The sequence below is a fragment of the Pseudomonas sp. ADAK2 TE3594 genome, from assembly GCF_053628675.1.
The window spans coordinates 903,556-923,946 of the sequence record NZ_JBRJGV010000001.1; the positions used below are offsets into that span (position 1 = coordinate 903,556).

21 protein-coding genes are annotated in these 20,391 nt (G+C 60.4%); 7 read left to right on the forward strand and 14 right to left on the reverse strand.

The genetic code is table 11. The annotated features are described in order from the left end of the window. Positions 1-39: 39 nt before the first annotated feature. The 4 genes from lapD to AB7M22_RS04020 form a co-directional block, all read right to left on the reverse strand. Positions 40-1,980 carry a cyclic di-GMP receptor LapD gene (gene lapD, locus AB7M22_RS04005; protein ID WP_454185317.1) on the reverse strand — a complete coding sequence of 647 codons (1,941 nt, stop codon included), beginning with the start codon at positions 1,978-1,980 and terminating at the stop codon, positions 40-42. A 22-nt stretch (positions 1,981-2,002) separates the two neighbouring features. After that, the gene (lapG, locus tag AB7M22_RS04010) at positions 2,003-2,710 is read right to left on the reverse strand and encodes a cysteine protease LapG (RefSeq protein ID WP_008010972.1); all 708 of its coding nucleotides are present in this window, start codon (positions 2,708-2,710) and stop codon (positions 2,003-2,005) included. Between the two features lie 167 nt (positions 2,711-2,877). Beyond that, the gene (locus AB7M22_RS04015; RefSeq protein WP_008010973.1) at positions 2,878-3,273 is read right to left on the reverse strand and encodes a YbaN family protein; all 396 of its coding nucleotides are present in this window, start codon (positions 3,271-3,273) and stop codon (positions 2,878-2,880) included. A gap of 10 nt (positions 3,274-3,283) precedes the next feature. After that, complete coding sequence (locus AB7M22_RS04020) at positions 3,284-3,871, reverse strand: UPF0149 family protein (protein WP_007895005.1); 588 nt, start codon at positions 3,869-3,871, stop codon at positions 3,284-3,286. A gap of 439 nt (positions 3,872-4,310) precedes the next feature. Here AB7M22_RS04020 and recQ point away from each other — a divergent pair, with 439 nt between their 5' ends. From recQ to AB7M22_RS04040, 4 genes are all read left to right on the forward strand, one after another. After that, positions 4,311-6,437, forward strand: a complete 2,127-nt coding sequence (recQ, locus tag AB7M22_RS04025; protein WP_007895006.1) for a DNA helicase RecQ — start codon at positions 4,311-4,313, stop codon at positions 6,435-6,437. 119 nt (positions 6,438-6,556) lie between these two features. Continuing rightward, positions 6,557-6,991: a MarR family transcriptional regulator gene (locus AB7M22_RS04030; RefSeq protein WP_007895007.1), complete on the forward strand. Its 435-nt coding sequence runs from the start codon at positions 6,557-6,559 to the stop codon at positions 6,989-6,991. A gap of 127 nt (positions 6,992-7,118) precedes the next feature. Further along, positions 7,119-8,921 (forward strand): FimV/HubP family polar landmark protein, encoded by a 1,803-nt coding sequence (locus AB7M22_RS04035; RefSeq protein WP_454185318.1) that lies wholly within the window; start codon positions 7,119-7,121, stop codon positions 8,919-8,921. 47 nt (positions 8,922-8,968) lie between these two features. After that, positions 8,969-9,256 (forward strand): SelT/SelW/SelH family protein, encoded by a 288-nt coding sequence (locus AB7M22_RS04040; RefSeq protein WP_007895010.1) that lies wholly within the window; start codon positions 8,969-8,971, stop codon positions 9,254-9,256. Here the strand turns inward: AB7M22_RS04040 and AB7M22_RS04045 are convergent. Both AB7M22_RS04045 and AB7M22_RS04050 read right to left on the reverse strand, forming a co-directional pair. After that, complete coding sequence (locus tag AB7M22_RS04045) at positions 9,250-10,143, reverse strand: DMT family transporter (RefSeq protein ID WP_454185319.1); 894 nt, start codon at positions 10,141-10,143, stop codon at positions 9,250-9,252. The two genes, AB7M22_RS04040 and AB7M22_RS04045, sit on opposite strands and share 7 nt — an antisense overlap. Positions 10,144-10,305: 162 nt before the next feature. Then, complete coding sequence (locus tag AB7M22_RS04050) at positions 10,306-11,064, reverse strand: AraC family transcriptional regulator (protein ID WP_454185320.1); 759 nt, start codon at positions 11,062-11,064, stop codon at positions 10,306-10,308. Between the two features lie 136 nt (positions 11,065-11,200). Between AB7M22_RS04050 and AB7M22_RS04055 the strand changes: the two genes are divergently transcribed. Beyond that, a complete protein-coding gene (locus AB7M22_RS04055; protein WP_454185321.1) occupies positions 11,201-12,016 on the forward strand; it encodes a UDP-2,3-diacylglucosamine diphosphatase in 816 nt (271 codons plus the stop codon). Between the two features lie 141 nt (positions 12,017-12,157). Here AB7M22_RS04055 and AB7M22_RS04060 read toward each other — a convergent pair whose 3' ends face one another. Both AB7M22_RS04060 and AB7M22_RS04065 read right to left on the reverse strand, forming a co-directional pair. After that, positions 12,158-12,748, reverse strand: a complete 591-nt coding sequence (locus AB7M22_RS04060; protein ID WP_008010979.1) for an HD domain-containing protein — start codon at positions 12,746-12,748, stop codon at positions 12,158-12,160. Positions 12,749-12,847: 99 nt separating this feature from the next. Beyond that, positions 12,848-13,159, reverse strand: coding sequence for an Mpo1-like protein (locus AB7M22_RS04065; protein ID WP_454185322.1), 312 nt, complete (start codon positions 13,157-13,159; stop codon positions 12,848-12,850). A 158-nt stretch (positions 13,160-13,317) separates the two neighbouring features. Here AB7M22_RS04065 and AB7M22_RS04070 point away from each other — a divergent pair, with 158 nt between their 5' ends. After that, the gene (locus AB7M22_RS04070; RefSeq protein ID WP_454185323.1) at positions 13,318-14,379 is read left to right on the forward strand and encodes an AraC family transcriptional regulator; all 1,062 of its coding nucleotides are present in this window, start codon (positions 13,318-13,320) and stop codon (positions 14,377-14,379) included. Here AB7M22_RS04070 and AB7M22_RS04075 read toward each other — a convergent pair. Then, entirely contained in the window at positions 14,336-15,790 is a 1,455-nt protein-coding gene (locus AB7M22_RS04075) for a TrkH family potassium uptake protein (protein WP_454185324.1), read from the reverse strand. The genes AB7M22_RS04070 and AB7M22_RS04075 overlap by 44 nt on opposite strands. Positions 15,791-15,912: 122 nt before the next feature. Here AB7M22_RS04075 and AB7M22_RS04080 point away from each other — a divergent pair, with 122 nt between their 5' ends. Then, positions 15,913-16,479: an NAD(P)H nitroreductase gene (locus AB7M22_RS04080; RefSeq protein ID WP_454185325.1), complete on the forward strand. Its 567-nt coding sequence runs from the start codon at positions 15,913-15,915 to the stop codon at positions 16,477-16,479. A gap of 98 nt (positions 16,480-16,577) precedes the next feature. Here AB7M22_RS04080 and AB7M22_RS04085 read toward each other — a convergent pair whose 3' ends face one another. The 5 genes from AB7M22_RS04085 to AB7M22_RS04105 form a co-directional block, all read right to left on the reverse strand. Beyond that, entirely contained in the window at positions 16,578-17,918 is a 1,341-nt protein-coding gene (locus AB7M22_RS04085; protein WP_008010982.1) for a sensor histidine kinase, read from the reverse strand. Between the two features lie 250 nt (positions 17,919-18,168). Beyond that, positions 18,169-18,618: a Spy/CpxP family protein refolding chaperone gene (locus tag AB7M22_RS04090; protein WP_008010983.1), complete on the reverse strand. Its 450-nt coding sequence runs from the start codon at positions 18,616-18,618 to the stop codon at positions 18,169-18,171. Between the two features lie 263 nt (positions 18,619-18,881). Further along, on the reverse strand, positions 18,882-19,559 hold the full coding sequence (locus tag AB7M22_RS04095) for a response regulator transcription factor (RefSeq protein ID WP_008010984.1): 678 nt from the start codon (positions 19,557-19,559) through the stop codon (positions 18,882-18,884). A gap of 7 nt (positions 19,560-19,566) precedes the next feature. Continuing rightward, complete coding sequence (locus AB7M22_RS04100) at positions 19,567-19,980, reverse strand: translation initiation factor 2 (RefSeq protein ID WP_454185326.1); 414 nt, start codon at positions 19,978-19,980, stop codon at positions 19,567-19,569. A gap of 110 nt (positions 19,981-20,090) precedes the next feature. Next, positions 20,091-20,390, reverse strand: coding sequence for a YciI family protein (locus tag AB7M22_RS04105; RefSeq protein WP_008010986.1), 300 nt, complete (start codon positions 20,388-20,390; stop codon positions 20,091-20,093). Between the last annotated feature and the right edge of the window lies 1 nt (position 20,391).

A 20,391-nucleotide genomic window follows, 5' to 3' on the forward strand; every position in this document is an offset into this window, starting at 1 on the left:
ACGATGACGCGGTGTACTTGATGATAAGGGCCGGCTGACTCACATCGGCTCCGGCGGCCCAATCAGTCTTCCCATCACCCCAAACAACCCCAACTCCCGAATCGCTTCCAGCTCCCCCTGCGTCTCCACCATCTCGGCAATCAACGGCAAATCAATGCTGTTGGTCGCCCGGAAAATCGCCTCGATGAACAGGCGCTTGTCCGTCTGTTCATCGATACCCCGAATATAGGCTCCGTCGATTTTCAGGTAAGCCAGCCCCAGTTGCGTCAGGTTGCCGATCTGGCTGAAGCTGCCGCCGAAGTGCTGCAGTCCGATGCGATAACCGGTGTTGAGCAGACTGTGACTCAGCCGTTGCAGTTCTTCTGGGGGCGGCAATTGGCGTTCGTCGATTTCCAGGGTCAGCAGCGGCGCCAGTTCCGGCAGTGATTCAAGTATGTCGCAGATCAGTTTTAGCTGGGTCTGATCGCGCAGGGTGCTGCCGGACAGGCTCAGCGCGAGCGGCCAACGGTTGGCGGCCAGATATTCGAGAGTGGTGTCGAGCATCGCCAGATCGAATCGTGCCGACCAGCCAAGACGCTCGATCCATGGCAGGAAATGCCCGGCGGCAATCGCCTCGCCTTGCGGGTCGAGCAGGCGGGCGAGGACTTTGTGATGCAACACCTGGCTGGTATCGGCGCACTGCACCACCGGTTGGAAATACAGCTGCATCTTGCCCTCGGTCAGCGCTTCGTCGATCCAGTTGCGCCAGTCGTGTTGGGACTGGTTCTGTGCGGTATCGGAATGGGTCATGTGTATCCACGGCCGCTCGGGATGTTGCCGGGCCTGGGTCAGCGCCTGATCGAGGCGCAGCAGCACGTCGTTCGCCGGTTCGCCGGGGTGATAGGCGACCACGCCCAGATGCGCCACCGGCATACAGTCGCTGGCACCGGTCAGCCGCAGGTTTTCCAGGGTGGCGCTGATTTCGGAAGCCAGGCGTGCAGCATCCTTTCCGTCCAGGCCCGGGGTCAGCAAGCTGAATTCGCCACCGCGATTGCGCGCTGCGAGCCAGGTTCGACGTTCCGGAGGCTGCGTCAGGCGTTTGAGCAATTCGCCGACGGCGCCAATCAGGCTATCGGTGCGCTGGCCGCCCAGACGTTGGTTCAGGCCGTTCAGGTCATTGATCCGCAGCATCAGCAAATGACCGTCGCGGCTTTGCTCGGAAACCAGTAGTTGATCGGTCAGTTGTTCATCCAGCAAGCGCCGGTTGGCCAGGCCGGTGAGGTTGTCCTGATAAGATTCGCAGCGCAGCTTTTCGCTGCGGGCCGCCTCTTCGGCGAACAACGCTTTGAGTTTTTCGACCATCTGGTTCATGGCCAGTACCACGCGTTTGAGTTCCGGTGTGCGCGGCAGTTTCGGCAAACTGCGGAACTCGCGTTTACTGATGGCTTCAGCCTGTTTGACCATGTTGTCGAGCGGGCGCAATTGCCGGCGCAACAGCCAGCCACCAAACACAGCGCTGAGCAGTCCGCAAATCAACAACCAGATCAGGCTGCCGAGGGTACTGTCCCAGAGTTTGGCCAAGGCGAATTGTGGATTGCTCAGCACTTCGACCCGAGCCGCTTGCTCCCAGCCACGCATGATCAGTGCATCACCACCTTGTGGGCGCAGGTTAACCAGGTTGATGAACCAGCCGGGAACACCCTCGATTTGCGGTGGTGTGCTGCGTTCCACCAACACCCGTTCATCCACAATATTGACGATACGGATGCTGCTGAAGTAGCCGCTGTCGAAAATCGAGCTGACCATCAACTCGATCATCGCCGGGTCGTCGATCTGTGCCGTCAATGACAAGCCCAGCGCCGTGGCGGCGTCTTGGGCGTGGGAGCGCAACTGGCCGAGCATCTGTTCGCGAGAACTTTCCAGGCTGACAAAAAAACTGCCGCCGAAGGCCACCAGCAAGAACAGGCAAATGGCGAGAAACAACTGTTTGCGCAGTGACATAAAACGCTCCTTGCAGTAGCGGCTAGCCTTCGCCCACGGCGAACCCTTCAAATTGCATCTTTTTCAACACGTCTTGCCAACGCGACAGATTTTTCGAGTCGCTGCTGCGTTTGCCGCCGTTGGCTCCCGGCAAGTACAGGCCTTCGGCGTTAAAGGCGTACACCGGCAACAGGTCTTTGCGTTGGGAAGCGGGGCGGATCTCGCCGATCAGATTGTCCAGCACCAGCGGATCGGCCGTGGGGCTGCTGTAGAAGGTCAACACCATGTGCGCCTGGTTCTGGGTCAGGGCCTTGACGTAGGTGATGCGCAGTTTCTCGCTGGGAATACCGAGGTGTCGCAGGCTGAAATATTTCGCCAGGGCGTAGTCTTCACAGTCGCCCGCGGCCTTGATCAGCGATTCCACTGGCGTGGCCCAGTAATCGGTCTGACGCCAGATACGTGTGTCGTCCTGAAAGCTCAGTTGTTGATTGAAGAAGCGATTGACTGCATTCAGTTGTTCGCGCTCGGGCGCGTTGAGTTCGCTTTGCAGCATTTGACTCCAGGCCTCGATCCGTCCCCGGGCCAGGCCAAGGGGGCCATAGCGTTTTTCGGCCGTTTGCAGAATCTGCGCAAAGTCCCACTCGGCCCTGACACTGCCCAATCCAGCCAGCAGAAAACTCGTCAGCAGCAGCCATCCGCCGAACCGAAGTCGGAGCGTTGACCATCCTGGACTACGCGGACTGCGGGACATGTCTGGCTGCTCGGGTGCAGATGCCTGAAGTCTAGGCGCTGATTTGGGCGGGGTAGGGCAGGTCGTCGGACGAAGTGGGATTGCAGGACTGCTTTTGTGGTGAGGGGGCAAGCCCCCTCGCCACAAAAGCGCCCTCACCACAAAAGCCCCCGAGCCACAGATGGGGATCAGGGTTTATGCAGGGTTTTCTGCTTGAGGATATAAACCGTCACCAGCACTGCACTGGTCAACATGAACCCCCGCGCCCACGGCAGCGGCACCAAGTAGCAGGAAAGCAGGATGCTCGCCCACATCAGCCCGATGGCGTAGACCTTGCCCTTGAGGGGAATGCCATTGCCGCTCAGGTAGTCGCGAACCCACGGCCCAAGCCGTGGATGTTCAACCAGCCAGTGATAGAAGCGTGGCGAACTGCGGGCGAAACAGGCGGCCGCCAGCAACAGGAACGGTGTGGTGGGCAGCACCGGCAGGAAAATCCCGATCACCCCCAGCGCTACGCTCAGCCAGCCGATGGCCAGCAGCACGTAGCGCAACATCAGGGGGCGGTTGCCTATGGGGTTGTCCATAGGCAAAACCTTAGTGGTGACGTGGCTTGAGAATCGCCGGTTTTTCGTCTGGCGCGTTGCACAGCAGGTACAGCGCGGTCAGGGCTTCCGGGATCTGCACGATCATGTCGTCCATCAGGTTGGCGTCGGCCGCGATATCGGAGAACTCAGGCTGTTCGTCGAACAGACCCGAACCGACCATGATCGGCAGCAGCATTTCGCTGACTTCGTCTTCGGCGGTTTCGAACCAGGCGGCTTCGCGCAGGAACACGCCTTCCATGAAACCGATGCACCAGCCGCGCAGGTCGGAATCGTCCGGGTCGTCGCCCAGGTCGAGGTCGCATGGCAGCTCGAACTCTTCATCGGACGCCAGTTGGCGGGCGATGTGCGCCTTGAGCAGCAGCAGGGTGGATTCGATCGCTTCACGCTCGGTGTCGTCGGCGTAATGCGGCTCTTCGGCGAAGAGTGCGTCGATCCATTCACGGTCGGGAACGCTCTCGGAACAGATCGACAGCGCAGTGAGGTAGCCGTGGGCGGCCACGTAGTCCAGCGCCTCGTCATGCAGCTCGTCGGCGTCGAGGAAGACTTGCAGGCGGGTTAGTTGCTCAGCGAAGGACATTAAAGGGCTACCTTGGGGAATATACGATGCGGGAATTCTAGGCCTTCTTGAGCGCTTGGGCCAGCCGCGCGGCATATTTGCAGCCTTGCGGGGGGGATTCTGTGGTTGTCGATACCGCCAGTCTGGCCTAATCCCTGTGGGAGCGGGCTTGCCCGCGATGAGGCCGGTACTTCCAATACATTTTTCGCCTGACACGCCGCCATCGCGGGCAAGTCGAATCGTCGCACCGCCGCTCCCACAGGTATTGCATTGCGTTCCTCTTCTCAGCGGCGCCCTTTGCAGGGGAGGGCTCGGGTATACTCGCGCGTTTTGTGATGCCCTGCTGGCGTCACGGCTGAAATGTGAAGGGTCATGCAATGCGCACTTACGATTTGTCAGTGCAGCTTTCGTGGTTCTGAACCAGCCTTGCAGGGATGTTTCGGTGATTTTTGGAGTTTTTATGCTCGAACAGGCTCAACGCGTCCTCAAGGACATCTTCGGCTACGACAGTTTCCGTGGCCGTCAGGGTGCAATCATTGAGCGCGTGGCCAGTGGCGGCGACGCCTTGGTGCTGATGCCTACCGGTGGCGGCAAGTCCTTGTGCTTCCAGGTGCCGGCACTGCTGCGCGAGGGCCTGGCCGTGGTGGTGTCACCGCTGATCGCGCTGATGGACGATCAGGTCGCCACCCTCGAAGAGCTGGGCGTCGCCGCGGCGGCGTTGAACTCCACGTTGAGCGCTGAGCAACAGCGTGATCTGGCGGCGCGGATCAAGCGCGGCGAAGTGAAAATGCTCTACCTGGCCCCCGAGCGTCTGGTTCAGCCGCGCATGCTGGCGTTTTTGCAAAGCCTTGAAATAGCTTTGTTCGCCATCGACGAAGCGCACTGTGTGTCCCAATGGGGCCACGATTTCCGTCGGGAATACCTGCAACTGGGCCAGTTGGCGGAATTGTTCCCCAACGTCCCGCGCATTGCCCTGACCGCGACGGCCGACAAGCGCACCCGGGAAGAAATCGTCGATCGTCTGCATTTGCAGGATGCCGAGCGTTTCCTCTCGAGTTTCGACCGCCCCAATATTTTCTATCGCATCGTGCCCAAGGAGCAGCCGCGCAAGCAGTTGCTGGCGTTCCTCGCCGAGCGCCGCAGCGATGCCGGTATCGTTTACTGCCTGTCGCGCAAAAAGGTTGATGAAGTCGCGGTGTTCCTCAGTGAGCAAGGTTTCCCGGCGCTGCCATACCATGCCGGTCTGCCCAACGACACGCGGGCCCATCACCAGAAGCGCTTCCTCAACGAGGAAGGTTTGATCATGGTTGCTACCGTGGCGTTCGGCATGGGCATCGACAAGCCTAACGTACGTTTTGTCGCGCACCTGGATTTGCCGAAGTCCCTTGAGGCCTATTACCAGGAAACCGGTCGCGGCGGTCGTGACGGCCTGCCGGCGGATGCCTGGATGGCGTACGGCCTGCAAGACGTGGTGATGCTCAAGCAGATGCTGCAAAACTCCGAAGGCGACGAGCGCCACAAGCGTCTGGAGCAGCACAAGCTCGACGCCATGCTCTCGCTCTGCGAAGAAACCCGCTGCCGCCGCCAGACCCTGCTCGCGTACTTCGACGAAGACATGCCCGAGCCCTGCGGCCACTGCGACAACTGCGTCGACGGCGTGCAGACCTGGGACGCCACCGAGCCGGCCCGTCAGGCGCTGTCGGCGATCTACCGCACCGGTCAGCGTTATGGCGTCGGTCATCTGGTTGACGTGTTGCTGGGCAAGGACAACGAAAAGGTTCGCAGCTTCGGTCATCAGCATTTGTCGGTATACGGTGTAGGCAAAGCGATGGGGGAGAGCGAATGGCGCTCCTTGTTCCGACAGCTTGTCGCCCGTGGTCTGGCGGACATCGACCTCGAAGGCTACGGCGGCCTGCGCTTGAGCGATACCTGTCGGCCGCTGCTCAAGGGCGAAGTGACCCTGGAACTGCGTCGCGACCTCAAGCCGCAAACCACCGCCAAAAGCAGCAAGAGCCAGGCCAGCCAACTGGTTCGCGGTGAAGAGCGCGAACAGTGGGAAGCCTTGCGTGCCCTGCGTCGCAAACTGGCCGAGGAACACGGTGTGCCACCGTACGTCATCTTCCCCGACTCGACGCTGCTGGAAATGCTCCGCAGCCAGCCGACCTCGCTGGCGGAAATGGCCACGGTCAGCGGTGTCGGTGCGCGCAAACTGGAGCGTTACGGCGAGGCCTTCCTCGAAGTGCTCGGCGGTCAGGTCGAGGCGCCGAAAGTGGTGGCCGATGTGCGCCACGAGCTGATCACTCTGGCTCGGGCCGGCATGACACCGTTGCAGATCGCCGGTCAGCTGCAATGTTCGGAAAAGAACGTCTACACGATGCTCGCCGAGGCGATTGGCAAGCAGCAGTTGTCACTGGAACAGGCGCTGGATCTGCCCGAAGAGTTGATGGGTGAAGTCCAGGACGCCTTCCTCGACGGCGAAGGCGAATTGCCGCCTGTATCGGAGATTGCCGCGCTGTTCGCAGGAAGAGTTCCGGAAGGTGTTTTGTATTGCGTTCGTGCCGCCCTGCAGTCGGAATTCGAAGTCTGAATGACCTGCGGCACAGATGTAACGATTCAGTACGGAGCAAACCTTGCCTATAGCCAAAGGTCATGCTTAGCTGACTAATAATTAGTTTTTCTCTATTTCAGTCTAAACATGAGTGTTTTATGCCGTTAACCGATCAACACCGCTTTGGTATGCAATTGGCCCAGATGTCTCGGGGCTGGCGTGCCGAACTGGACCGCCGACTGGCTGGCCTGGGTCTGTCCCAGGCGCGCTGGCTGGTGCTGCTGCACCTGGCGCGTTTCGATGATGCCCCCACCCAACGCGAACTGGCGCAAAGCGTCGGCGTCGAAGGGCCCACCCTGGCTCGGCTGCTCGACAGCCTGGAAAGTCAGGGCCTGGTGCAACGCCAATCCGTGCTGGAAGACCGTCGGGCGAAAAAAATCGTGCTCTGTGCCCCGGCCCGGCCCTTGATCGAGCAAATTGAAACCATTGCCACTCAATTGCGCCATGAACTGTTCGAAGGCGTTGATGAGGCGGACTTGAAGGTCTGCATGCGAGTCCACGGGCACATCCTGGCCAACCTGGAAAAATCTTGAGGCACAACCACGCGCCGGATTTTTGAGATACCCCGTTGGGCAGACTATAAAGAACTACTAGGCAATATCGTGTTCGTACCGGATGTGCGAACACGTACAGTTGGTTCTGGTTATCTAAGGGATGCTCATGCTCGAGAGTTGGCACGTTGTACTGCGGTGTTGCGCCAGGCTGCTGCTGGTCGGTGGTGCCGTCACTTACTCGGCATTGGCCCCTGCGCTCGGGTTGGGTGAGATTACCCAGCATTCGGCGTTGAATCAGCCGTTCAATGCCGACATCGCCCTGGTGGACGCCGGTGGTCTGGAAGAGGGCGAGCTATCGGTCAGCCTGGCGACGGCGGACGAGTTCAGCCGCGCCGGCGTCGAGCGGGTGTTCTTCCTTAACGACCTGAAGTTCACACCGATCCTGCGGGGCAACCGCAGCCTGATCCGGGTGACGTCCAGCAAACCGGTCAAGGAACCCTTCCTGAATTTTCTGGTGCAGCTCAATCAGCCCAACGGGCGTTTGCTGCGCGAGTACACCGTGCTGATCGATCCGCCGGGGTCGCCGGGCATTGTTCCCGCCAACGACGAGCCCGCGCCGCTCTCTCAGTCTTCCGCATTCCCGTCCGTCGAACCGGCTGTTGCACCGCCACCTGCCGGGAAGGGGGAGGCGCCCAAGCCTGATACCGATAAACCAGCTGCCGCGCCTGCGAATGATGCTGTTGCCGAACAACTGGCCGCCAGCGTGCTGCAAAACCAGCAACTGCAAACGACCATCAATGAGTTGAATGCGAAGCTTCAGGGACAGGATGAGCATATTGCCGGTCAGAAAAAACAACTGATCGAGCTGCAAACCCAACTGGCGGAAGTCAAACAGGCATCGGCAGAGCCGGCCGTGCCCGCGGCGCCGGCGCCGGTGCCCGTTGCAGTAGAGGAGTCTGAACCGGCTCCGTGGCTGCTGATCATCGGGTTGCTGGCAGTGGTGGCGTTGGTATTGCTCGGCGTATTCCTTCGCCGTCAACGACAGCAGGCTCAGGTCCAGCCCGAGCCGTTACCCGTACCGCCGTCGCGTCATGAACCGGTGCTCAGTCGCGCAACAGAACCGGCCAGTCCTGCGCCCCAGCCGCAACCGCTAGCCGGATCGGCCGAAGAGACTCCCGCAGGCGACGTGCTGGAAGGGGTGGGTATCTATCTGGCGTATGGCCGTTTGTCCGAGGCGGCCGATTTGTTGCGAGATGCGTTGGTCAGGGAACCCCAGCGCACCGACCTGGCTGTGCAGCTGTTGGAAGTCCTCGGTAAACAGGGCGACGTGCAAGCTTATGACGCGCAGGAAAGCAGCCTGCGAGACGCCGGGTTCGATGCACAGCAACTTCAGGACATCCGCGCCCGCCATCCGAAACTGATCAGCGCCGCACCGGTGGTCGCCGCCGTGGCTGTGGCGCCGCCCATGCCTGCAGTCCCTGAAGCGGCACCGAGCGATGAGTTCCAGTTGAACCTCGATGACCTGTCGATGGATTCGAATTGGGACCTGATCAGCCCCTTCGAAAACTCATCATCCAGCGCTAAACCGCCGAATGAGTCAGTGCAGGTAGACGACCCCGGGTTCACCTCGAATCTGCATGTATTGCCCGATGTTTTCGAAATGCCCGAGGAGCCGGCGCTGGACGAGCCCGAGCTTGAATGGATCGCCGAACCTGACGCTCAATCTCTGGACGAGACCTTTCTCAACGAATTCAGCGACCCTGGCCAGTTGCTGGAGCTTGAGCCGCTGAATGCTGAGTTGATGGATCTTGAACCGGCCGGGAACAGCACGGGCAAACTCGAACAGGCCCAGACCTGCATCGACGACGGCGATCTGGACAGCGCCATCGAGCTGCTTAACGAGTTGCTCAAGGAAGGCGACGAACCGCTCAAGGAAACGGCCCGGACGCTGTTGGCCGGTATCCGATAACACCCTTACTCATGTAGGAGCCCCCAGGCCCAGGAGTTTCGCCAATCATGACCGCACGTAAACCGGAAATCGTCATCACCTATTGCACGCAATGCCAATGGCTGTTGCGCGCCGCCTGGCTGGCCCAGGAACTGCTCAGCACCTTCGGCGATGACCTGGGCAAAGTGTCTCTGGTACCCGGCACCGGCGGGGTTTTTCACATTTTCTGTGACGATGTGCAGCTTTGGGAACGCAAGGCCGACGGTGGTTTTCCCGAGGCCAAGGTGCTCAAGCAGCGAGTCCGCGATCAGATCGATCCGGACCGCGACCTGGGCCACAACGACCGCACTCAGTGAGACGGGGCTTCTACCGCCACGGCGCGCTTGCTTGAACTGCCGGACAACCGGCTCGAGACCACGATCGCCACGATGATCAGCGCGCCGCCGATCAGCATGCGCAGCGTCGGGTTTTCATCGAACAGCAGCCAGGCCAGGGTGATGCCGTAAACCGGCTCCAGAGCAAACACCACTGACGCGGTCCGGGCTTTGATCACCGCCAGGCTGGCGACGAACAGGCTGTGGGCGACGCCGGTGCAGAACACCCCGAGCAGGCCGATCCACAGCCAGTCGATGGCGCGCACTTCGCTCAACTGCGGCACCGCCACCGGCAGCAGGCAGATCGCAACCACCACGTTCTGACACAGTGCAGCCTGCACCGGCGGAATTCGTCCGGAGCTGGCGCGGTTGGTCAGGGATAGCAGGGCGAACAACAAGCCGGAAGCCACCGCCCACAACAGACCAGTGGTGGCGCCGCTGGCCAGATCGAAATCCGGCGTGACCAGCACCAATCCAATACTGACCAGCACCACCAGCAGGATTTCGTTGGCGCGGATGCGCTCGCGGAAGATCAGCCCTTCGAGGATCACGGTAAACGCCGGGAAACTGGCAAACCCCAGGGTCGCGATCGCCACCCCGGCGACCTTCACCGCGATAAAGAAACTCACCCAGTGCCCGGTCAGCAGCAAGCCGCTGAGCAGCAGGCGGCGCAGGTCCACGGCGTCGAGTTTCTGCCAACGGGTACCGCTTGCGAACCGTGCGAAAAACGCCAGGGCGAGGACGGCAAACGCGGCACGGCCGAACACGATGATCGCCGGCGAAGCGGCGGCGAGTTTGCCGAATACGCCGGTCAGGCCGAACATCAGTGCACCGATATGCAGAGCGCCAAGGGCGGTACGGGGAGTCATTGCAATCCTTGATAAACGAATCGAATCCGGCCGACAACCATCGGCCCCTGTAGGAGCTGGCGAAGCCTGCGATCCTCCAAAAACAAGATCAAAAGATCGCAGGCTTCGCCAGCTCCTACATTGAATCGTGCTGGGCCGATTATGTCTGTCGCCAGACTCGCGTCATTTGTCGCCAGCCTCGCGGCGCAATTTACCGGGTGAGGCTCCGAACTCACGCAACACTGCCGCGGCGAAAGCACTCTGCGAGCTGTAGCCGACCCGACAGGCGATCTCGCCAATGGGCAGCGCTGAATCGCGCAACAAGCCAACGGCAATGTGCAGCCGACGACTGCGAATGTAGTCCATCGGCGTTTGCCCGCATTCCGCCACGAACCGCGCATGCAACCGAGCGCTGGAGAGGCCGGCAATGCGCGCCAGATCGGCGACTTGCAGCGGATAGGCTGCGTATTGATCGATGTGTGCATTCAGCGCCGCATAAGGCAGACGCCGACCGCCCACGCTGTCGGGTTTGGCGTTGTTCAGGCTGGCCAGTAGTAGCACCGCGCCTTGCTGCGCAATCAGCGGATCACTGATCTGACTGCCCGCGAGCCAACTCACCAGTTGGCTTTGCCCGGCGTCCAGCGACAGGCGCCCGGCATTGTCGAGCAAGCGGCGACTGGCTTCTGCGTGATCGCCAAGGGACTGCAAAACCCACTGGTCGCTCGGCACATCCAGTACCAAGCAACGACTGCCATGGGCGCTGTCGCAGGCATGATGCGCGCCCGACGGCACCACCACGAAACTCTGCTGCACCACCTGACTACCATGCCCCTCAACCTCGAAGTCCAGCGCGCCCGACAGCCCGAACACCAGTTGTGCGTGGTCGTGGCTGTGGACGATCAGGTCGTGGGTGTACTGGCGTAGCGTGAGGATCGGTCTCATCGCAGGTCTCCTGTGCAGGTCGCCAGTCTACACCGGGTGCGGCCCGACTCGCGCTGTCACAAGACTGACTTGCCACTGTCATGGGCAATTCACTCGACCGGCGCAAGCTTGCCAAAACTTGTCCTGAGGGTTGCCCATGACCAGCGCCGAGCTCGCCAAACCCAGCCGTAAGCAACGTGTACGGACCTTGTGGATTTCCGATGTGCATTTGGGCACCCGGGACTGCCAGGCCGAACACCTGTCGCAATTTCTCAAGGGCTACCACACCGACAAGATCTACCTGGTCGGCGACATCATCGACGGCTGGAAACTGCGCAGCGGCATGTATTGGCCGCAAGCGCATACCAATGTGATTCGTCGCCTGCTGACCATGAGCAAGCGCGGCACAGAAGTGATCTACGTCACCGGCAACCATGACGAATTCTTGCGCCGTTATTCGAAGCTGATGCTGGGCAATATCCAGTTGGTGGACGAAGCCGTGCATGTGACCGCCGATGGCCGTCATTTGCTGGTGATTCACGGCGACCAGTTCGACGTGATCACCCGCTACCATCGCTGGCTGGCGTTTCTCGGCGACTCGGCCTACGAATTCACCTTGACGCTCAACCGCTGGCTCAACCATTGGCGTGCCCGTTATGGCTACGGCTACTGGTCGCTGTCGGCGTACCTCAAGCACAAGGTCAAGACAGCCGTCAGTTTCATCAGCGATTTTGAAGAAGCCATCGCCCATGAATGCGTCAAACGCGAGTTGCACGGAGTGGTGTGCGGGCACATTCACCATGCCGAGATTCGCAAGGTCGGCGAGGTGGATTACCTCAATTGCGGGGATTGGGTGGAGTCGTGCACGGCGTTGATCGAGCATTGGGATGGCTCGATCGAGCTGTATCGGTTGGCCGATGCCCAGGCGCGGGAGGCCGAGTTGAAGGCCATTAAAGTCGCAGAGCCGGCTTAAAAATCAGTTGTATTGGCCGACCCCATCGCGGGCAAGCCCGCTCCCACAGGATTGTGGTAGTATACAATTTTTTGAACACTGCAAAAACCTGTGGGAGCGGGCTTGCCCGCGATGGACCGCGAAGCGGTCCCCTGAGACCTATCAGGCTGGCGAATGCTCTTCCATCGCCGCCTTGTAAATCGAGTTCTTCGGCTGCGCAAACAGCCGCTCCACCATCGGTTCGAAGAAGCTCAGTGGCAGCGTGTCGTACGCCGGATCAAACGCCGCAGCATCGTACCGGGCGCAAAATTCGATGGTCGCCTGATACTGCGGATGACCGCTGAATTGCTCGCGCAAATGCCGATCCATGCCCAGGTGATGAAAGAAGTAATAACCCTGGAAAATCCCGTGCTTCTCCACCATCCACAGGTTCTCGGCGCTGACGAACGGCTTGAGGATCGCCGCGGCGATGTCCGGATGATTGTAGGAGCCCAGTGTGTCGCCGATGTCATGGAGCAGGGCGCAGACCACGTACTCTTCGTCGCGACCATCGCGCCAGGCGCGGCTGGCGGTTTGCAGGGAGTGGGTCAGACGATCTACCGGGAAACCGCCGAAATCCCCCTCCAGTAACTTCAAGTGCGCCACGATCCGTTTGGGCAATTGCCGGGCATAGGCGCTGAAATCGGCGGCGATGATCGCCCAGTCTTCCTGCGTGCCGTCCTGCATATGGGTAAAACGGGCATGGACATTCATCGGCTATCCTCTTGTTCTAGTCGAAAGGGATGCGTTGAGTGTAGGGCTTGGATCCAACGCTGCATTGGCTGCACAAGACGCTTTTGTGGCCAATGGAGCCTAGAACGCCACGCGACCCAGAATCATGTCGCGGTACATGACGAAATCGCCGAGCAGGCTGTAAAGGGGATGCTGGAAGGTGGCAGGGCGATTCTTCTCGAAGAAGAAATGCCCGACCCAGGCGAAGCTGTAACCGGCCAGCGGCAGGGCCTGCAACATCCACCACGCGCCGTTGCCGATGGTCAGCGCCAGAATGAAAATAACCAGAGAGGTACCGACAAAGTGCAATCGTCGACAGGTGCTGTTGCGGTGTTCGCTGAGGTAATACGGGTAAAACTCAGCGAAGCTATTGAAACGTTTGATGTTTTCCACGACTGCGATCTCTGTGATTGCTGTGCACGCGACAAGTTGTTCTGCGGGTAGCTTATTTGAGTCTAGAGTGATCATTGGCATCAGCCAGTGACAATAGGCGCCACTTTAGTATCCTTGGGTATTGGGTCGTGGCATGCGGCCATCACGTAGTAAACGCCATGAGCGAACGAACGACTTCTTCAAGCTGGGCGATGGGGATTGTCAAAGCACTGGAAATGGACGGCCTGGATTGCCGGGTTCTGTTCAAGCAGCTAGGGCTCGACTATGCGGCACTGGATGACCCGGATGCGCGCTTCCCGCAAGATTCCATGACGCGGCTCTGGCAGCGCGCGGTCGAGCTGTCCGGCAACCCGGCGATCGGCCTGAACATGGGCAAGGTGGTGCGACCGGCGTCCTTCCATGTCGCCGGTTATGCGTTGATGTCCAGCCAGACCCTGGCTGAAGGCTTTCAACGTCTGGTGCGTTATCAGCGAATCATCGCCGAAAGTGCCGACCTGAGTTTCCGATTGCTGGATGAGGGGTATGCGCTGATTCTGACGGTCCATGGCGACCACCTGCCGCCGACCCGACAGAGTGCCGAAGCCTCAATGGCCTGCGCCCTGGCACTTTGCGGCTGGCTGACCGGCCGTACGCTGCAGCCGCGCAAGGTCTTGCTGCAAGGCGCTAATCCTGTTGATCTTGAACCTTATAAACAAGCCTTTCATGCCCCGTTGATGTTCAACGCGCCTTATGACGCCTTGATCTTCGAGCGCGCCGACATGGAGGCACCGCTACCCACCGCCAACGAGGCCATGGCGCGGCTGCACGACCGGTTTGCCGGCGAGTATCTGGCGCGGTTTTCCGAGAGCCGCGTAACCCACAAGGCACGGCAGGTGTTATGCCGTCTGCTGCCTCAGGGTGAACCCAAGCGTGATACGGTGGCCCAGACGCTGCACTTGTCGCAACGCACCTTGCAGCGTCGCTTGCAGGAAGAGGGCACGAGTTTTCAGGCCTTGCTGGATGACACCCGACGTGAACTGGCTGAGCAATACCTGGCGCAACCGAACATGACCTTGCTGGAAATTGCCTACCTGCTGGGGTTTGCCGATCCGAGCAACTTCTTCCGCGCCTTCCGACGCTGGTTCGATTCCACCCCCGGCGAATACCGGACGCGGCTGATGGAAGCGCCCGTGCGGATTAGTGACGCCAGAACGCAGGGATACACAGAACAAACACCGTAATGATCTCCAGCCGGCCCAGCAGCATGCCGAACGAGAGAATCCACTTCGCGGCATCCGGCAGGCTGGCAAAGTTACCCGCCGGGCCAATCGTTTCGCCAAGCCCAGGGCCTACGCCAGACACCGTGGCGGCCGCGCCGGTAAGCGCGGTCATCCAGTCCACGCCCAGTAGCGACAGCAGCAGTGCGATAACGCAAATGGTGATGGCGAAGAAGAACGAAAAGGTCAGGATCGAGCGCACGATCTCTTCGTCGAGGCGGTGGCCGTTGTATTTCTGCTTGATCACCGCGCGCGGGTGTATCAACTGGTTAAGGTTGGCCTTGAGCAGAATGTAGGCAACCTGGAAGCGGAAAATCTTGATCCCGCCAGCGGTCGAACCCGAGCAGCCGCCAACAAACCCCAGATAAAAGAACAGCATCAGTGAGAAGTTGCCCCAGAGGCTGTAGTCCCCCAGTGCAAAACCGGTGGTGGTCACCACCGATGTCACGTTCAGTGCCACATGCCGCAAGGCTTCCAGCCAGTGCAACTGGGTGGTCCACCAGTACCAGGTGCCGAGCACCAGCCAGGTCACCAGCAACATGCCGAGCAGCCCTTGAACCTGTTCATCCTTGATCAGTGCCCGACGGTTACCGCGTAACGTGGCGACATACAGGGTGAACGGCAGGGCACCGAGAATCATGATGACGATCGCGACCCAGTGCACAGCAGGCTCCGGCCACTTGGCCAAAGACTGGTCGGAGGTCGAGAAACCACCGGTGGAAATCGCTGACATCGCATGGTTGATGGCGTCGAACAGGCTCATCCCGGCCCACCAGAACGCCAGGCTGCCGAAAATGGTGATGCCGACGTAGGCCGCAACGATCAAACGCGCCACCATGTGCGAACGGGGCATGACTTTTTCGGAACGGTCCGACGACTCAGTCTGAAACAGCCGCATGCCACCGATGCGCAACAAGGGCAGAATCGCTACCGCCATGCCGATAAAACCGATCCCGCCGATCCAGTGCAGCAATGAGCGCCACATCAGGATGCCGGGAGACATGTTGTCCAGGCCCGTGAGCACCGTCGCACCGGTGGCGGTGATGCCGGACATGCTTTCGAAGAACGAGTCGGTGTAGCTGATGTGCTGGGTCAGCAGGAACGGCAGGGCGGCGAAGATGCACACCACCAGCCAGCTGCTGACAGTCAGCAGGTACATGTCTCGCGGGCGCAGATGGATGTGCTCGGGGCGCCCCGGTATCACCAGGGCCAGGCCGGCGACAAAGGTAATCATGCTGGCCCAAAGGAACGACGGCAGGTCGCTGGTGCGTTCGAAGATCACCAGGGTGGCCATGGGTACAACCATGGCGATGGCCAGCGTGATCAGGAAGATGCCGATGATGAAACCAATGATCCGTAAGGTCGGCAACGCCATGAAGTCCGCTCGGGCTGATAGTGGGAAGGGCGCCATTCTACCTGCGGGACAGGGCATGTAAACCGACGCCGTCGCGACAGTTGACGCTAGAATAGCCAGACATTTTCTACAGGAGGTGGCCGATGCAGGCTCTCGACGCTTTGCTCAACCGTGTTTCCGTCCCGCGACTGCTCGATCCGGCGCCCACTGCCGAGCAACGGGAAGTGCTGTTTGCCGCCGCGATGCGCGCGCCAGACCATGGCCACTTGCAGCCTTGGCGCTTCCTGACAGTCGAAGGCTCTGCACGCGAGCAAATGGGTGAGTTGCTGGCCGAAGCGGCGAAGCTGCAAGACAGTGATGTGTCCGAGGCCTTGCTGGACAAGGCGCGCAACGGTCCGTTGCGTGCACCGCTGGTGGTTGTGGTGATTGCGCGTTTGCAGGAACACGCCAAGTATCCCAAGTCCGAGCAATTATTGGCGGCAGGCTGTGCGGCTCACGGGATTTTGCTGGCGGCCTATGCGCAAGGCATTGGCGCGGTGTGGCGCACCGGTGAGCTGGCTTATTCGGCGCATGTAGCTAAAGGCTTGGGGCTGGCGGAAGGGGAAGAGGTGATTGCGTTTCTTTACCTTGGCACGCCGCAGAAAGAGCCGCGGGTGGCGGAGAAGGTCGATCTGGCCGAGTTTGTCAGCGCCTGGTCCGGTAAGGCCTGAAGATCAAATGCTTCACGGGCAAGCCTCGCTCCTACAGGTAATCTGGCGATCATGTGACCCACACAATCCTGTAGGAGCGAGGCTTGCCCGCGAAGCTTTTAAGGCTGCACCACAGCCCCCGGCACCAACGGCAATTCCAGGCTGGCAATGAACCCGCCCTGCGGATGATTGGCCAACACCAGACTGCCGCCATGCCGTTCCGCCGCACGGCGCGCGATGGCCAGCCCGAGGCCATGCCCGGCCGCAGTCTGCCCCGGTGCCCGATAGAAGGGTTCAGCCAACTGATTCAAATGCTCGGCCTCGACGCCAGGGCCGTGATCACGCACGCTGACCACAATCCTGTCGCCCTGACGCAACGCCTGCATTTCGATCGGTTGCCCGACCGGGTTAAAGCGCTGGGCATTACGCAGCAGGTTGTCCACGGCGCGCTCGATCATGGTCGGCCAGCCTTTGAGGTTCAGTTGCGGCTCGGCCTCAAGGCGCACGTTCTGCTCGGGCGAGCCCAACTGCGCATCTTTTTGCAGGGTATTGAGCAGCGCATTGAGGTCTACCTCTTCGGCGCTGGCATTGTCGGCATCGACGCGCGCCAGTACCAGGATTTCGCTGATCAGCGCTTCCAGGCGATCGCATTCACGGGTCAGGCGTGGCCAGAGTTTTTCCCGCTCCTCAGGATTGGCCCGCTCGGCCAGCGCCAACGCAATGCGCAGTCGAGCCAAGGGTGAGCGTAATTCGTGAGACACGTCCCGCAGTAATTGCCGCTGGCTGCCGATCAGGCTTTGCAGGCGTGCGCCCATGCGGTTGAAGTCGTTGGCCAGTACGCCGAACTCATCGCGGCGGTTGGCCAATTGCGCCAGGCTGTTCTGTTGATACGTCGTCTGCCCCAGCTCATGCACCGCGCCACGTAAACGGCTCAGCGGTCGGGTGATGGAAAAGGTCACCAGCAGGCTGAACAGGGTCAGCACCACTAGCGCGATACCCAGCGCACTCAACGGCCAGAGCAGGCTTTCACGGTGCCAGGCGTCCAGTTCCGGGTGCGGAATGCGGTAGATCAGCAGGTAGGTGTCGCCCGTCTTGGCGCTGGTGTACTCATCGGTCAGACGCCGCCACGGCAGGCGCCGATCGTCATTGTTCTGCCGGGCTTCGAAGGCTGCCGCCCGCCGAGGGAAGGTGCCGCGCACCACCGGGTCCCCCGTCTCGTTGAGTACCTGAACGTCGATGTGATACTGGCGCTTGCGCTGCTCCAGAATGTCTTGGGCGGCTTCTTCGCCCTGGCTTTCGTAGGTTTGCGTCCACTGTTCGGCCAAGGTGTTGAGGCCCGGGTGGCGACTGAGAATCCACGCGTCCTGGTTGAGCATGTGCCCGAGCAGAATGGAAAGCCCTGCAACCAGAGCGATGGCCAACCAGAAGCTGGCCAGGATACGCCAGAACAATGAGCGCACAGAAAATCCTCAAACAAGCACAAATCCATGTGGGAGCGGACCTGTGGTGAGGGGGCCCGTGTGGCGAGGGGGCTTGCCCCCGTTCGGCTGCGAAGCAGTCGTAAACATTACCTGCGGTTTAACTTTGAAATGTCGGGGCCGCTTCGCGACCCAACGGGGGCAAGCCCCCTCGCCACACAAGCCCGCTCCCACATTAAATTGAGTGGCAAAAGACCCAACGGTGTTAGCCGTTGGGTCCAGGGTTAGCGCATTATTGCGCTTTTTGCGCTTGCTGCGCTTTCCAGGCCTTGAACTCGGCCCATTCGGCGCGACGCTCAGCCTTTTTCTTCTGGATCTCGTCGAATTGCTTCTGTTGATCCGGTTTCAGCAGTGCGCGAACGTCGGCCTCGGCCTTCTTGTGCTTGGCCGCCATCTCGTCTTTCAGGGCTTTCTGATCGGCTGGCGAGAGTTTTTCCAGGTACTTGTCGACCAATTGCTGACGCTCATGCATCTGCTCGCCCATGATCTTGCGGATTTGCTCGCGCTGTTCGCGGCTCAGGTCCAGCTGGCTGTAAGGGCCTTTACCGTGCATGCCGTGCATCTGACCGCCGTGGCGTGAGCCGTCCATGTGATCACCCATCGGACCTGCGCCTTCAGGCATGGCCATGGCAACGGTCGGCAGGGCGGCAGCAAACATCAGAGCGATAAGAGTCTTGCGCATGGTGTATCTCCTTGTCTCGTTCCCGGTACGTTCCGGATGTGTGCAGATTACGGAGATCAAGGTCAGCGGCGGTCAGCGGAGCGTAAAGCTTGGGTAAAGAGGGTCTTGTGCCGACCTGACAAAACTCTACAGCCACCAGTCTGTGGCGAGGGAGCTTGCTCCCGCTGGACTGCGTAGCAGTCCCGCTTTGGGGGCCGCTTCGCAGCCCAGCGGGAGCAAGCTCCCTCGCCACAGGTTGCGCTTATCCAGTTCTTTCTCGGTTCTTACAGGCTGTAGTAGTAACCACGACTGCGCAGGGCAACGATGCGTGGGCGGCCGTCGGGGTGTGGGCCGATTTTTTTGCGCAGGTTGCTCACGTGCATGTCCAGGCTGCGGTCGTACAGGGTCAGTTTGCGACCGAGGGCGATTTGCGCCAGCTCCTGTTTATCCAGCGGTTCGCCGGGCTGCTTGAGCAGGGCTTCGAGCAGGCGGCTTTCGGAGACAGTGAGGGTGAACTCCTGTTCATCGATGCTGACAACGCCACGCACCGGGCTGAAGCACAAGTCGCCCAATTCGAGCTGGCTGGAGACTGCCGTCGGATGACTGCGGCGCAATACCGCGCGCAGGCGCGCTGTCAGTTCCCGCGGATCGCACGGTTTGGCCAGGTAATCATCGGCACCGAGTTCCAGGCCGAGGATGCGGTCCAGCGGTTCGCCACGGGCCGACAGCATCAGCACCGGCAAATCCGGATGGTCACTGCGCAGTTGCTTGAGCAGTTCCAGGCCACTGCCGTCTGGCAGCATCACGTCCAGCACCACGGCCGCCGGGGAAGTTTCGGCCAACGCCCGGCGCGCGCTCTGGCCATCGTGGCAGGCACGGACCTGAAAGCCTTCCTGGCTCAGCCAACTGCTCAGGAGCTCACACAGCTCCTGGTCATCATCAATTAGTAACAGCTCGCTCATCACTCACTCAATTTAGCCATTGCCGACGTTTTCTGGTTGCACCACTGGCGAAGATACCGCAGAGCAGGGCCAATAGCGCTACTGCGCCCCCAATCACGAACCATTGCTGCTGATCTGTCAGCAGGCGTGGCAGCGGGTTGCTGGCCTGAGCCTCCTTGAGTTGCAGCTTGAGGCGCTGATTCTCCTGGCGCAACCGGCTCAACTGAGCGCTTTCGCGTTCGCTATCGGTATTTTGCAGTTGTTTGCTCAGTTCTTCTCGTTGCTGTTCACTTACCTTCAAGCGCTGCTGCAACTCGGTGATCTGGCTGCCGGCGCTCAAGGACAGCGGCGTCGAACTACCACCATTGGCGCTTTCTTCACCATGGGCGGGCGCCATGATCGACAACGTCACCAACATCAGACACAACGGACCTTTGCGCATCGCAACTCCTGATTCCAATACGAGTATTGGGCAGGTTGTCGGCCGGTAAACAAGAATAATGAGCGATTGAACGCGCGATGAACCGACAAGGCTCATCGCGCGGGAGGGCTTTATGGCAGGACTTGCTTGAACGGCTTGACCAAAACATTGGCGTAGACGCCTGCGGCAATGTACGGGTCGGCGTCGGCCCAGGCTTTTGCGGCGCTCAGCGAATCGAATTCGGCAACGATCAGGCTGCCGGTGAACCCCGCCGCGCCCGGATCATTGCTGTCGACGGCCGGGTGCGGGCCGGCCAATACGATACGACCTTCGCCTTTAAGCACTTGCAGGCGCTCAAGGTGCGCAGGCCGTGCGGCCAGGCGGGCTTCCAGGGAGTTGGCGACGTCTGTGGCAATGATTGCGTAAAGCATG

Bases quoted from the DNA above. Each gene is read 5' to 3' on its own strand.
- lapD (WP_454185317.1), bottom strand. From the start codon at position 1,980: ATGTCACTGCGCAAACAGTTGTTTCTCGCCATTTGCCTGTTCTTGCTG.
- lapG (WP_008010972.1), bottom strand. From the start codon at position 2,710: ATGTCCCGCAGTCCGCGTAGTCCAGGATGGTCAACGCTCCGACTTCGG.
- AB7M22_RS04015 (WP_008010973.1), bottom strand. From the start codon at position 3,273: ATGGACAACCCCATAGGCAACCGCCCCCTGATGTTGCGCTACGTGCTG.
- AB7M22_RS04020 (WP_007895005.1), bottom strand. From the start codon at position 3,871: ATGTCCTTCGCTGAGCAACTAACCCGCCTGCAAGTCTTCCTCGACGCC.
- recQ (WP_007895006.1), top strand. From the start codon at position 4,311: ATGCTCGAACAGGCTCAACGCGTCCTCAAGGACATCTTCGGCTACGAC.
- AB7M22_RS04030 (WP_007895007.1), top strand. From the start codon at position 6,557: ATGCCGTTAACCGATCAACACCGCTTTGGTATGCAATTGGCCCAGATG.
- AB7M22_RS04035 (WP_454185318.1), top strand. From the start codon at position 7,119: ATGCTCGAGAGTTGGCACGTTGTACTGCGGTGTTGCGCCAGGCTGCTG.
- AB7M22_RS04040 (WP_007895010.1), top strand. From the start codon at position 8,969: ATGACCGCACGTAAACCGGAAATCGTCATCACCTATTGCACGCAATGC.
- AB7M22_RS04045 (WP_454185319.1), bottom strand. From the start codon at position 10,143: ATGACTCCCCGTACCGCCCTTGGCGCTCTGCATATCGGTGCACTGATG.
- AB7M22_RS04050 (WP_454185320.1), bottom strand. From the start codon at position 11,064: ATGAGACCGATCCTCACGCTACGCCAGTACACCCACGACCTGATCGTC.
- AB7M22_RS04055 (WP_454185321.1), top strand. From the start codon at position 11,201: ATGACCAGCGCCGAGCTCGCCAAACCCAGCCGTAAGCAACGTGTACGG.
- AB7M22_RS04060 (WP_008010979.1), bottom strand. From the start codon at position 12,748: ATGAATGTCCATGCCCGTTTTACCCATATGCAGGACGGCACGCAGGAA.
- AB7M22_RS04070 (WP_454185323.1), top strand. From the start codon at position 13,318: ATGAGCGAACGAACGACTTCTTCAAGCTGGGCGATGGGGATTGTCAAA.
- AB7M22_RS04075 (WP_454185324.1), bottom strand. From the start codon at position 15,790: ATGGCGTTGCCGACCTTACGGATCATTGGTTTCATCATCGGCATCTTC.
- AB7M22_RS04080 (WP_454185325.1), top strand. From the start codon at position 15,913: ATGCAGGCTCTCGACGCTTTGCTCAACCGTGTTTCCGTCCCGCGACTG.
- AB7M22_RS04090 (WP_008010983.1), bottom strand. From the start codon at position 18,618: ATGCGCAAGACTCTTATCGCTCTGATGTTTGCTGCCGCCCTGCCGACC.
- AB7M22_RS04095 (WP_008010984.1), bottom strand. From the start codon at position 19,559: ATGAGCGAGCTGTTACTAATTGATGATGACCAGGAGCTGTGTGAGCTC.
- AB7M22_RS04100 (WP_454185326.1), bottom strand. From the start codon at position 19,980: ATGCGCAAAGGTCCGTTGTGTCTGATGTTGGTGACGTTGTCGATCATG.
- AB7M22_RS04105 (WP_008010986.1), bottom strand. From the start codon at position 20,390: ATGCTTTACGCAATCATTGCCACAGACGTCGCCAACTCCCTGGAAGCC.